At 45.0% G+C, this 12,440-nt stretch carries 11 protein-coding genes; all 11 read left to right on the top strand.

Annotation, left to right across the window (positions count from 1 at the left end; all coding sequences use genetic code 11):
- The first annotated feature begins 367 nt into the window (after window positions 1–367).
- Window positions 368–1,498, top strand: a complete 1,131-nt coding sequence (locus KIV41_RS23330; RefSeq protein ID WP_285337767.1) for a flagellin — start codon at window positions 368–370, stop codon at window positions 1,496–1,498.
- A gap of 81 nt (window positions 1,499–1,579) precedes the next feature.
- The gene (gene flaG, locus KIV41_RS23325) at window positions 1,580–2,008 is read left to right on the top strand and encodes a flagellar protein FlaG (protein ID WP_138954537.1); all 429 of its coding nucleotides are present in this window, start codon (window positions 1,580–1,582) and stop codon (window positions 2,006–2,008) included.
- A gap of 20 nt (window positions 2,009–2,028) precedes the next feature.
- Window positions 2,029–4,047: a flagellar filament capping protein FliD gene (gene fliD / locus KIV41_RS23320; RefSeq protein ID WP_138954536.1), complete on the top strand. Its 2,019-nt coding sequence runs from the start codon at window positions 2,029–2,031 to the stop codon at window positions 4,045–4,047.
- Window positions 4,048–4,050: 3 nt separating this feature from the next.
- Entirely contained in the window at window positions 4,051–4,356 is a 306-nt protein-coding gene (locus KIV41_RS23315) for a flagellar protein FliT (protein WP_138954535.1), read from the top strand.
- A gap of 12 nt (window positions 4,357–4,368) precedes the next feature.
- Window positions 4,369–4,779 (top strand): flagellar export chaperone FliS, encoded by a 411-nt coding sequence (fliS, locus tag KIV41_RS23310; RefSeq protein ID WP_010449633.1) that lies wholly within the window; start codon window positions 4,369–4,371, stop codon window positions 4,777–4,779.
- Window positions 4,780–5,061: 282 nt separating this feature from the next.
- On the top strand, window positions 5,062–6,528 hold the full coding sequence (locus KIV41_RS23305; RefSeq protein ID WP_285337766.1) for a sigma-54 dependent transcriptional regulator: 1,467 nt from the start codon (window positions 5,062–5,064) through the stop codon (window positions 6,526–6,528).
- Window positions 6,529–6,682: 154 nt separating this feature from the next.
- Entirely contained in the window at window positions 6,683–7,714 is a 1,032-nt protein-coding gene (locus KIV41_RS23300; protein ID WP_285337765.1) for a PAS domain-containing sensor histidine kinase, read from the top strand.
- 37 nt (window positions 7,715–7,751) lie between these two features.
- The gene (locus tag KIV41_RS23295) at window positions 7,752–9,158 is read left to right on the top strand and encodes a sigma-54 dependent transcriptional regulator (protein WP_038884879.1); all 1,407 of its coding nucleotides are present in this window, start codon (window positions 7,752–7,754) and stop codon (window positions 9,156–9,158) included.
- A 128-nt stretch (window positions 9,159–9,286) separates the two neighbouring features.
- Window positions 9,287–9,598, top strand: coding sequence for a flagellar hook-basal body complex protein FliE (gene fliE, locus KIV41_RS23290; protein ID WP_285337764.1), 312 nt, complete (start codon window positions 9,287–9,289; stop codon window positions 9,596–9,598).
- Between the two features lie 15 nt (window positions 9,599–9,613).
- Window positions 9,614–11,359, top strand: a complete 1,746-nt coding sequence (gene fliF / locus KIV41_RS23285; protein WP_285337763.1) for a flagellar basal-body MS-ring/collar protein FliF — start codon at window positions 9,614–9,616, stop codon at window positions 11,357–11,359.
- On the top strand, window positions 11,352–12,404 hold the full coding sequence (fliG, locus tag KIV41_RS23280) for a flagellar motor switch protein FliG (protein ID WP_010449620.1): 1,053 nt from the start codon (window positions 11,352–11,354) through the stop codon (window positions 12,402–12,404). The genes fliF and fliG overlap by 8 nt, the downstream gene beginning before the upstream one ends.
- Window positions 12,405–12,440 lie beyond the last annotated feature (36 nt).

Here is a 12,440-nt window from a genome sequence, read left to right as displayed (position 1 = left end):
CAAGCGTCAAGCTCAATCCTTGCGCAAGCGAAACAAGCGCCTAACTCAGCGCTAAGTCTACTAGGTTAATTCATTAACTTAAGACAAGACCCTCATTGGCTCGTGGTGAGAGATGAGCGAGTAAACCCAGCTTCGGCTGGGTTTTTTTCGTTTTAATGCCCAAGTGGCTAAGCAGCAACCAAAAACAGTGTGAAGGTGGGATGTAAATCACAGTTAAGAATGTCGAACAAAAAAATCGCAAAAAAAAATAATTTTCTCCTAAAGGATATCCAAAGGTCGCCGTTAAAGGGACTGAGAGAAATGAGATGTACCTAAGTGAGGTGAGAGACACTAGGGTGCATTAGCAAAAGCCTTAAGGAGATCAATTATGGCGATTAACGTTAATACTAACGTCTCTGCAATGACCGCACAGCGTTACCTAAACCACGCAGCTGAAGGTCAACAAAAATCAATGGAGCGTTTGTCTTCGGGCTACAAAATCAATAGCGCGAAAGATGATGCTGCAGGTCTGCAGATTTCAAACCGTTTAAATGCACAGAGCCGCGGCCTAGATATGGCGGTCAAAAATGCAAACGACGGTATTTCTATTGCACAAGTAGCTGAAGGTGCAATGAATGAGTCTACCAACATCCTACAACGTATGCGTGACCTGTCACTGCAATCTGCGAATGGTTCAAACTCTAAAGCTGAACGTGTAGCGATCCAAGAAGAAGTAACAGCGTTAAACGATGAACTAAACCGTATTGCTGAGACAACTTCGTTCGGTGGTAACAAACTTCTAAACGGTACTTACGGTACTCAATCTTTCCAAATCGGTGCAGACTCTGGTGAAGCCGTTAAGCTTTCTATGGGAAGTCTACGCTCAGACACAACAGAAATGGGTGGTAAGAGCTACGCTGCTGAAGAAGGCAAAGATGCGTCTTGGAAAGTAGGCGATAACACTGAGCTGAGCATGAAGTACACAACTAAGCTTGGTGAAGAGAAAGAAGTTACTATTCAAGCGAAGAAAGGCGATGATATCGAGCAACTTGCGACTTACATCAATGGTCAAAATGAAGATGTAAAAGCTTCTGTTGGCGAAGACGGTAAACTGCAAGTATTTGCTGCGAGTCAGAAAGTAACTGGTGATGTTGAGTTCTCTGGCGGCCTAGCTGGTGAGATCGGCTTTGGTGACGCGAAAGACGTATCTGTGAAAGATATTGACGTGACTTCAGTCGCAGGCGCTCAGGAAGCGGTTGCTGTGATTGATGGCGCACTTAAATCTGTAGACAGCCAACGTGCTTCTCTAGGTGCATTCCAAAACCGATTCGACCATGCGATCAGCAACTTAGATAACATTAATGAAAACGTTAATGCATCTAAGAGCCGCATTAAAGATACAGACTACGCTAAAGAAACAACTTCGATGACGAAGTCACAAATTCTTCAGCAAGCGAGTACTTCTATTTTAGCTCAAGCGAAGCAGTCTCCTTCTGCAGCGCTAAGTCTACTGGGCTAATTGGGTCGACTAAGCCTAAGTTTTAGGTCACCATAGCGATAGAACTCTATCGCTAGCTATTAAGGTGGAAGGGAGAGTGTGATGGAAATATCCTCTTACGCATCGAACATCCAGCCTTACGGCTCACCTAGTGGCATAAAAGTTGCTAAAGGAAATGGCGGAGACGAAGCTAGAATTTCAAGTCCAATAGGAGCTAGCGCTGTAAGTTCAGTGCAAGAACCTGAGCATGACTTCTCTGTTCAAGCGGCATTAGAGATTGCTGAACAGCAAAAAGAGCTGAACAGAGAAGAGCGACAAAAGATTGTGGATCAAATGAATGAGTTTGTTACATCCATCAATAAAGGCGTCGCATTTCGTGTGGATGAAGAATCAGGTAGAGATGTAGTGACGATTTACGAAGCCACCACTGGTGATGTAATTCGCCAGATACCTGATGAAGAAATGCTAGAGATATTACGTCGTCTAGCCGCACATTCTGCTAACACAGGTTTGTTAGTAGAAAAGGTGTAAGTCGTTTTTGAGGTGATTTGATGAGTTTAGGCCCTTTGGGTATGTCTGGTGGCATGGATATTAATTCCATGGTCAGCAAAATTGTGGATGCGGAGCGTGTGCCAAAACAGCAACGCATCGACAATGAGCGAATGAAGATAGACACCAGCATTAGTGCCTATGGGCGACTCAGAGAATCATTGGATACGATGAAAAATCTCATGGCGAATTTTCGTCAAGAGAAAGCATTTGCCGTTCGTAAAGTTGATACAACGGACGATGCTGTCGTGTCAGCAACTGCAACCACTGATGCTATAGCTGGTAAGTATGCTATCGATGTGTTGCAGCTTGCACAGAGCCATAAATTGGCGTCGGATGTTGTTCCTGAAGACGCAAAATTTGGTCCTGGTAAGCTGCAGATTTCATTAGGTGACAAAGACTTCGAAGTTAATGTCAGTGCTGGTACCAAACTAGCCGATGTTGTTCGTGGAATAAATGGGGCCAAGGGTAACCCTGGTGTCCGTGCCTCCATCATTAACGATGTAGAAGGGCCACGTCTGATCCTTGCCTCGAACCAATCAGGCAAGGACCATCAACTTCATATCAATGTTGATTCTGAAGTGGGAAATCCACTTAAGAAATTTGAATACAAAACGTTAGAAGAGCGAGTAAAAGCGCTCGAAGACGCTCGCAATGCAGCGGAAGAGATCATTGGTCCGCTAACCTCTCCAGAAAATGACAAACTCGCTGATCCAAATGCTCCGCAAGAGCTTGATGAGCAAGGTAATCCTATTCCTCCTGAAGAAGCCTCATCTCCACAGGAAAACGCCTCTGACGCTGATAAGAATGAACCTATTTCATCATTTGGTGCAGAAGCGGCAAAAGCTGGTCAAGCGGCGATAGATCAAGCGCAGAAGAAAGCTGGAATGATGCCTGAAGATAGCATCGGTGGCTGGTCAGAAGCGGCATCTGGTACTTTGCTGGACTCTTATCGCACGCCTGAGCTTGAACTCGATGAAAAAGCGATAGGAAAAGCTCCTGATATCCCTGGCTGGACAAACACCGCATCAGGCACATTGACCGACTCTTATGTTACTGCGAAAGAAGCGCAGCAACAGCTAGAGCAAGAAAAAGCGGAGATTGAACAAAAAATCGCTGACGAGAAGCAGGCGCTGGACGAAAAAGTAGCTCGTGGTGAACTCACTCAATATCAAGCTACTCAGATGCACAGGGCAAAGCTTGATCCCAAAGAGCGTGAAAAGCTTGAAAAGATTGACGCCGCTGAAGCTAAATTAGAAAAAGCACAAAAATCGTTTGAGACTTACATGGGGATGGCTCAGGTTCAAGCGGGTCAAGACTCTCTAGTCGTACTTGATGGCGTTGCTCAGCTTTCTAGTCACAACAACGTCATAGAAGATGCAGTTGAAGGTGTAAGCTTGAGCTTGAAAGGTACGACACCTAAGGACAAGCCTGCCGCAGAAATTGGCGTTGAATATGACAGGCAGAGTGTGCGCCAAGATATAGAGACGTTTGTTTCGGCATATAACAACTTCTATCAAACCTCTAAAGCTTTGTCTGGCGTTGACCCGATGACCGGACAAAAAGGCCCCTTAGCTGGTGATAGCACCGTTAGGAGTGCTGATTCTAGATTGAAGTCAGTGTTTTCGAGTCGCATTGAAAAAGCGCCAGAAAACCTCAAGTCACTCACTGAGTTTGGGGTCACCACCACTCGACAAGGTACTCTAGAGATAAACTATGAGATGCTTGATAAGCAGCTCAACAATAACTTTAACGAACTGGAAAAGTTTTTTGGCGGCAATACAGGTTTTGCTAAGCGGATAGAAGATGCCATTCATGGTATTACCGGAATCACGGGCTCTATCAGAACCAGAGAAAAAAGCCTTACAGAACAAAACTATCGTTTAAATGACGATCAGGCGGCATTAGATCGCCGCATAGAGGGGCTTGAAAAGCGTACTCATGACAAGTTTACAGCTATGCAAGACGCCACAGGCAAAATGCAGGGGCAACTCGGTGCATTAATGAGCGCGTTGGGCTAATAAATGGAATCTGAACTAGCAAGCTTGCGTGACCTTGATCAACTAATTTCTCAAGAATTAGAAAAAGTTGAACTAAATACTGAAGAAATTTTGCGTTTGGTCGATATTAGGGAACAGATGTTGCAAAACCTGCTGCCTATTGTCGAAGGCAATACTGATTTGAAGCAGGATGCGGAGTGGCAAGCAGTGGTCACTCGAACTAAAGAAATTGTTGAGCTGATGCAGGGTGAAACGAGCCAACTAGGGAAGCAGCTTCATAAGCTTCGTTACGGCCAACGTTCGCTTCAGCAGTACAAAAAATTTACATAAAAGAGGAATACTATGCGCGGTTCATTACAGGCATATAAAAAGGTTTCAGTTGACAGCCAACTAAGTGCTGCGTCTCCGCACAAAGTAATTCAAATGCTGATGGCTGGTGCAATTGAACGTTTGATTCAAGGCAAAGCAGCGATGCAAGCAGGCAACATTCCTGCAAAAGGTGAGCGTCTTGGTAAAGCGCTAGACATTATTATTGCACTGCGTAGTTGCTTATCTATGGATGACGGTGGTGACATTGCTTCAAACTTAGATTCTTTGTATGAGTTCATGATTACTCAGATTTCAGCGGCGAACCATCAAAATGATCCTCAGCCTATTGATGATGTGATCGATATTATTCGAGAGATCAAATCAGCATGGGACCAGATTCCACAAGAGTTCCACAACCTAACTGCGGCTGAAGTTGGTATTTAATATCGAAAACAATACTTTATGACAGACATAATGTATTGCTACTGATTGCACAATAGTTGGTGCATTAAAGTTTCAATCGAGCTCACACCTCTTTATTGCTTGGTTGCCTTATTTTTTTATTCAAATAAAATAGAAGTCATTAGTGGCCCTAATGGCTTTTTTTGTTGCTGATTTTCTTATTTTGTCTATCGTTATTTGAGACGGTCTCTTATTCGTTTACTCAAATTCGCTTATCAAGGTTTGGCCGCAACACACCAAAAACAAAGGCAATTATTCTTACTTATGCAAGGTTTGGCAAAGCTGCTTGTAATCGATGACGACGCCCCGAGTCGCTTGAATATAAGCAATATATTGGAATTTGTTGGAGAGAGTTGCGATGCTGTCAGCTCTAAACAACTGGACGAAGTGGATTGGTCTGGTGTTTGGTCTGGTTGTATTGTCGGCAATATATCCAATGCTCAAACGATGACGCAAGTTATTGCTTATTTGAGCCAAGCGCACCATATTCCTTTGCTTGTCATGGGACCGTTACCTCTTTCTGTTGATGAGTTTCCGAACTATGTTGGAGAGTTAGAGCTGCCTCTTAACTTTCCTCAACTGAGCGAAGCACTGCGACATTGCAAAGACTTTTTGGGACGAAAAGGTGTCAACGTCGTTGCGTCTGCACGAAAGAATACGCTTTTTAGAAGCCTTGTAGGCCAAAGTCGTGGTATCCAAGAAGTTCGTCATCTGATTGAGCAAGTATCGGGTACGGAAGCAAACGTATTGATCCTTGGTGAATCTGGCACAGGTAAAGAAGTTGTTGCTCGCAATATTCACTACCATTCAGCACATCGCAATGGCCCATTCGTACCGATTAACTGCGGTGCTATCCCACCTGAGCTATTAGAAAGTGAACTCTTTGGTCATGAGAAAGGAGCATTCACGGGGGCTTTAACATCTCGAAAAGGCCGCTTTGAGCTCGCAGATGGCGGCACTATTTTCCTTGATGAGATCGGCGATATGCCAATGCCGATGCAAGTCAAATTGCTACGTGTTCTCCAAGAGCGATGCTTTGAGCGCGTTGGCGGTAACACGACGATCAAAGTTAATGTTCGTGTTGTTGCAGCAACCCACCGCAATTTAGAGCGCATGATTGAAGAGGGGTCGTTCCGCGAAGACCTATACTACCGCCTAAACGTTTTCCCAATTGAAATGCCCGCTTTAAAATCTCGTAAGCAAGACATCCCTTTGCTTCTACAAGAGCTGATGGCGCGTTTAGAAGCTGAAGGTGGATTGCCAATATGTTTTACACCACGAGCAATTAATTCACTGATGGAGCATCATTGGCCTGGCAACGTGAGAGAATTGGCAAACCTGGTTGAGCGAATGATTATCCTTTACCCGAATAGTTTGGTGGACGTTAATCACTTGCCAACCAAATATCGCTACAGTGATATTCCAGAGTTCCAGCCGGAAGGAAATCCATTTACTTCTGTAGAAGAGCAAGAGAGAGATGTGTTCCAAGACATCTTCTCTGAAGACTTCAATTTTGATGAACAGAGTGATTTGGACCACAACCTTAATGCTCCGCAAGCTCTACCACCAGAAGGTGTGAACCTGAAAGAGCTTCTAGCTGATTTGGAAGTCAATATGATTAGCCAAGCATTAGAAGCGCAAGGTGGGGTAGTTGCCCGTGCTGCTGATATGTTGGGCATGCGCCGTACAACACTGGTTGAGAAGATGCGTAAATACAATTTACAGCGCTAGCCCTAGTTAAAATCGACAATAAAACCACACTTTTATGAGTGTCAACTTCTTGTCGAAGGGTTAACTTCATGATAAATATAAAGAATAGCTTGGCACGTTAATTGCGTACCAAGCTATTTTAGTATTTAAATGGCGATATCTCGACAGGCAGCAAATGGACAATAAAGCAAACCAGTCCCACTTAGACTCGGTAGAAAACCAAGTTGAGCAGTACAAGCAAGTTCTGGACGTAATGCCTGCCGGTGTCATCTTGCTCGATACACAAGGTGTCGTCAGAGAGGCGAACCCAGAAGCGCATCGTATTCTTGAAGTACCACTCGTCAACGAAAAGTGGTTTAACATCATTCAGGCGGCTTTTGACCCTCGTGAAGACGATGGGCATGAGATCTCTCTAAGAAACGGTCGTAAGGTGAGACTTGCGATTTCGGCCTCGACAACGGGGCAATTGATATTGATCACTGACCTAACAGAAACGCGCTTACTTCAATCACGTGTGAGTGATTTACAGCGTTTATCGTCTTTAGGTCGAATGGTGGCGTCTCTAGCGCATCAGGTTAGAACGCCGCTTTCAAGTGCGATGCTTTATGCCTCTAACCTTGCTGCTCCAAATTTACCACCTGCGACAAAAGAGCGTTTTCAAAGCAAATTAATGGATCGACTGCACGATTTGGAAAAGCAGGTCAATGATATGCTGCTTTTTGCTAAAGGTGGTGATAATAAGGTTATTAAGCCTTTCACGATTGCACAGTTAGTGGCCGAATTTCAGCCCATGGTTGAAACCGCTCTCAAGAACAATCAAATCGATTATTTCCAAGAGGTCGAGCAAGAGGATACGGTAATGCTTGGTAATGCCAACGCTATCGCATCAGCTCTTAGTAACTTAGTAATGAACGCGATCCAGATTGGCGGTAAAGAATCACAAATTGATGTTTTCTTCCGACCAGTGAATGGAGAGCTGCGAATTTCGGTTCAGGACAACGGCCCTGGCGTTCCTGATGAACTACAAACCAAGATTATGGAACCGTTTTTTACGACACGTTCCCAAGGTACTGGTTTAGGGCTAGCCGTTGTGCAAATGGTCTGTCGTGCCCATGATGGCAGACTTGAACTTCTTTCAGAGCAGGGTGATGGAGCCTGTTTTACTATTTGCATTCCACTCGAGCGAGTGCAAGCAGAGTCTGAATAATGCTGACACTGCGAACAAGAATTACTGGAGAATCGTAATGGCGCAAAGCAAAGTGCTTATCGTTGAAGACGATGAAGGTCTTCGTGAAGCATTAGTAGACACACTTGCTCTAGCTGGCTATGAGTGGTTAGAAGCAGATTGTGCAGAAGACGCATTGGTTAAGTTGAAATCCAATGCAGTTGATATTGTTGTCTCTGATGTCCAAATGGCAGGGATGGGTGGGCTCGCTTTACTGCGTAACATTAAGCAAAATTGGCCTAACTTACCTGTTTTGTTGATGACAGCGTATGCCAATATTGAAGATGCGGTATCAGCGATGAAAGATGGCGCCATTGATTACATGGCGAAACCTTTTGCGCCTGAAGTGCTGCTCAACATGGTGAGTCGCTATGCACCTATCAAATCGGACGATAATGGCGATGCCGTTGTTGCTGATGAAAAGAGCCTTCAATTACTCGCTCTTGCAGATAAAGTTGCTCGTACTGATGCAAACGTGATGATCCTTGGACCAAGCGGTTCGGGTAAAGAGGTGATGTCGCGCTACATCCACAATGCGTCAAACCGTAAAGACGGTCCGTTTGTTGCCATCAACTGCGCTGCAATCCCGGATAATATGCTTGAAGCAACGTTGTTTGGTTACGAGAAAGGTGCCTTCACTGGCGCGGTACAAGCGTGCCCGGGTAAGTTCGAGCAAGCACAAGGTGGCACTATCTTATTAGATGAAATCAGTGAGATGGACTTAAACCTACAAGCAAAACTGCTGCGTGTATTACAAGAGCGTGAAGTGGAGCGCTTAGGTAGCCGCAAGAGCATTAAGCTAGATGTGCGTGTACTTGCAACCAGTAACCGCGACCTTAAACAGTATGTGTCAGAAGGCAACTTCCGTGAAGACTTGTATTACCGCCTCAATGTGTTCCCAATTTCATGGCCTGCATTATGCGATAGAAAAGGGGATATTGAACCGTTAGCTAAACATCTTGCTGAAAGGCATTGTGGAAAAATGGGAATGCCAGTACCAAGTTTCTCTTACGCTTCAATCGAAAAACTATTGTGTTACCCGTGGCCAGGGAATGTGCGTGAGTTAGATAACGTTGTTCAGCGTGCCCTAATTTTAAGTGACAATGGCGATATCGAAGCTGAGCATATTCTTCTGGAAGGCGTTGATTGGCAGGATGCGAGTAGCCTGCAAAGCGTAGTTCAAAGTGGCAATGTAGTTGTACCAGATGTTAAACCTATCGCGGAAGTGGAACCACTGCGTGGCACGACAAGTAGCGAAGGTTTAGGCGGTGAACTGCGAGACCAAGAGTACGCGATTATTCTTGAAACCCTTATCGAATGTAATGGACGCCGCAAAGAAATGGCAGAAAAGTTGGGCATCAGCCCACGTACTTTGCGTTATAAACTTGCCAAAATGCGTGACGCGGGTATAGAAATTCCGGGTTAATGCATGGGTAAATAGCCATGAGGCAAAAGAGTAGCTACACTATTGAGCCTATTGTCTTATGGCACGCTACTTGCTGCGTCAATAAATAGATTTATATTAGTCGTCAAACTTTTGGCTTAGAGGTGACAATGGAAATTGATGGTCTTCAATCACAAATGCGTGCCATGATGGTAGAGGCGAGCAATACTGCTCCCGTTGCAACTGGTGCAAAAGTGGGCGCAGATTTTGGTGATCTTTTAACTAAAGCCATCAATAACGTTAACTCATTGCAAAAAGCGTCTGGAGATCTACAAACTCGCTTTGACCGCGGTGACGCTGACGTATCCCTTTCTGACGTTATGATTGCACGAAACAAATCTAGCGTCGCATTCGATGCAACTGTCCAAATTCGAAATAAACTCATTGAGTCTTATAAAGACCTCATGAACATGCCAGTTTAATTTTAGGTAACAAGTGTGGCAGAACAGTCTACAGATTTAACCGTCTCTGATGGCGGAACCGATGGCGCTCTTGTCTCTTCTAGTTCGGATATAGATGTTGAAGGTCAAAATCCAGATCTAGAAGAGCGCAGTGCATCAAAGTTTGATATGGCAGTAGGTGATCTCGATCTACTGCGACAAGTCGTACTTGTACTTTCTATCTCTATCTGTGTTGCGTTAATTGTGATGTTGTTTTTCTGGGTCAAAGAACCAGAAATGCGACCACTTGGCGCGTATGAAACTGAAGAACTTATCCCAGTTTTAGACTACTTAGATCAGCAAAAAATCAATTATAAACTTGATGGTAATACGATTTCCGTCGAAGCGAGCGACTACAACTCAATTAAGTTGGGAATGGTTCGTGCAGGTGTCAATCAAGCGACTGAGGCTGGCGACGATATCCTTTTGCAAGATATGGGTTTTGGTGTGTCTCAGCGTTTGGAGCAAGAGCGTTTAAAACTCAGCCGTGAAAGGCAGCTCGCCCAAGCAATTGAAGAAATGAAGCAAGTTCGCAAGGCTCGTGTCTTACTTGCATTACCAAAGCACAGTGTTTTTGTCCGTCACAACCAAGAAGCTTCGGCATCGGTATTTTTAACTTTATCGACTGGGGCAAACCTGAAGCAGCAGGAAGTCGACTCTATTGTCGATATGGTGGCAAGCGCCGTACCTGGGATGAAAACATCTCGAATTACGGTGACGGATCAGCATGGACGTTTGCTTAACTCTGGCTCACAAGACCCAGTTTCCGCCGCTCGCCGTAAAGAGCAAGAGCTTGAACGCAGCCAAGAGCAATCTTTGCGAGAAAAAATTGATTCTGTTCTTTTGCCTATTTTGGGGTACGGAAACTATACCGCGCAGGTTGATATTCAAATGGACTTCAGTGCCATCGAACAAACACGTAAACAGTTTGATCCGAATACGCCAGCGACACGCAGTGAATATGCACTTGAAGATTATAACAATGGCAGCATGGTTGCAGGGGTGCCGGGGGCTCTAAGTAATCAGCCTCCTGCAGATGCATCTATCCCGCAAGATGTTGCGCAAATGAAAGACGGTTCGGTGCTAGGCCAGGGCTCAGTACGCAAAGAGTCAACTCGTAACTTCGAGTTGGATACGACCATTCGACATGAACGTATGCAAACAGGAGTGATTAACCGCCAAACCGTTTCCGTAGCTATCAAAGAACATCGCAATGTTAACCCTGACACTGGTGAGGTGACGTATACACCGCTCAGTGAATCTGAAATTAACGCCATCCGTCAAGTTTTGATTGGTGCCGTCGGATTTAGTGAAGCGCGTGGAGACTTATTGAATGTTCTGAGCGTTAAGTTTGCAGAACCTGAAATGGAACAGTTGGCCGATACGCCAATTTGGGAGCACCCTAACTTTAATGACTGGGTTCGCTGGTTCGCAAGTGCACTTGTCATTATCGTGGTCGTTCTTGTTCTTGTTCGCCCTGCTATGAAGAAACTTCTCAACCCTGCGGCGGATGATGAAGACGAAATGTATGGACCTGATGGTCTACCAATTGGTGCAGATGGTGAGACCAGCCTGATTGGCAGTGATATCGAGAGTAGTGAACTGTTTGAATTTGGTTCAAGCATCGATCTACCAAACCTTCATAAAGATGAAGATGTGTTGAAAGCGGTTCGTGCGTTAGTCGCAAACGAACCAGAGCTTGCCGCTCAAGTAGTTAAGAACTGGATGTTGGATAATGGCTAACGATATTGTTCCTCAAGAAGAAAATGCGGGTGTACCTGCAGAAATTGACCCATCAACCATTTCTGGTGAAGAGAAAGCGGCAATTTTGCTGTTGAGTCTCAATGAACAAGATGCAGCAGGGATAATTCGCCACCTTGAACCAAAGCAGGTTCAGCGTGTTGGTAGTTCGATGGCGAGAGCGAAGGATCTTAGCCAGGATAAAGTTTCTGCGGTACATCGTGCATTTCTGGAAGACATTCAGAAGTACACTAACATCGGTATGGGCAGTGAAGACTTTATGCGTAATGCGCTTGTGGCTGCACTAGGTGAGGACAAAGCGAATAACCTAGTAGACCAAATTCTACTTGGTACTGGTTCTAAAGGTCTTGATTCATTGAAATGGATGGATCCTCGTCAGGTTGCCAGCATCATTGTTAACGAGCACCCGCAAATTCAAACTATCGTATTGTCATACCTAGAAGCGGATCAATCGGCAGAAATCCTATCTCAGTTCCCTGAACGCGTGCGTCTCGACCTAATGATGCGAATCGCCAACCTAGAAGAAGTTCAACCTTCTGCATTGGCTGAGCTAAATGAAATCATGGAGAAGCAGTTTGCTGGTCAGGCTGGTGCACAAGCAGCGAAGATTGGCGGTTTGAAGGCAGCAGCAGAGATCATGAACTACCTCGACAACAACGTCGAAGGTTTGCTCATGGAGCAGATTCGAGATCAAGACGAAGACATGGCGACGCAGATTCAAGATCTTATGTTTGTATTCGAAAACCTTGTCGAAGTGGACGACCAAGGTATTCAAAAATTGCTGCGTGATGTGCCTCAAGATGTTCTGCAGAAAGCACTTAAAGGTGCCGATGACTCTCTACGTGAGAAGATCTTCAAGAACATGTCTAAGCGTGCCGCTGAGATGATGCGCGATGATATTGAAGCAATGCCACCAGTACGTGTTGCAGATGTGGAAGCGGCGCAGAAAGAAATTCTGGCAATTGCAAGACGAATGGCTGATAGCGGAGAAATCATGCTATCAGGCGGCGCGGACGAATTCCTATAATCACTACAGCCCTGCACCATTCTCCGCAGGGCTAAT

Source organism: Vibrio sp. D401a (genome assembly GCF_030248515.1).
In the GTDB taxonomy this organism is placed as follows: Bacteria; Pseudomonadota; Gammaproteobacteria; order Enterobacterales; family Vibrionaceae; genus Vibrio; species Vibrio rotiferianus.
This window is presented reverse-complemented; position numbering and strand designations above follow the sequence as displayed.

What these genes read in the sequence shown, in the direction of transcription:
- KIV41_RS23330 (WP_285337767.1), top strand. Translation starts at nt 368, where the DNA reads ATGGCGATTAACGTTAATACTAACGTCTCTGCAATGACCGCACAGCGT.
- flaG (WP_138954537.1), top strand. Translation starts at nt 1,580, where the DNA reads ATGGAAATATCCTCTTACGCATCGAACATCCAGCCTTACGGCTCACCT.
- fliD (WP_138954536.1), top strand. Translation starts at nt 2,029, where the DNA reads ATGAGTTTAGGCCCTTTGGGTATGTCTGGTGGCATGGATATTAATTCC.
- KIV41_RS23315 (WP_138954535.1), top strand. Translation starts at nt 4,051, where the DNA reads ATGGAATCTGAACTAGCAAGCTTGCGTGACCTTGATCAACTAATTTCT.
- fliS (WP_010449633.1), top strand. Translation starts at nt 4,369, where the DNA reads ATGCGCGGTTCATTACAGGCATATAAAAAGGTTTCAGTTGACAGCCAA.
- KIV41_RS23305 (WP_285337766.1), top strand. Translation starts at nt 5,062, where the DNA reads ATGCAAGGTTTGGCAAAGCTGCTTGTAATCGATGACGACGCCCCGAGT.
- KIV41_RS23300 (WP_285337765.1), top strand. Translation starts at nt 6,683, where the DNA reads ATGGACAATAAAGCAAACCAGTCCCACTTAGACTCGGTAGAAAACCAA.
- KIV41_RS23295 (WP_038884879.1), top strand. Translation starts at nt 7,752, where the DNA reads ATGGCGCAAAGCAAAGTGCTTATCGTTGAAGACGATGAAGGTCTTCGT.
- fliE (WP_285337764.1), top strand. Translation starts at nt 9,287, where the DNA reads ATGGAAATTGATGGTCTTCAATCACAAATGCGTGCCATGATGGTAGAG.
- fliG (WP_010449620.1), top strand. Translation starts at nt 11,352, where the DNA reads ATGGCTAACGATATTGTTCCTCAAGAAGAAAATGCGGGTGTACCTGCA.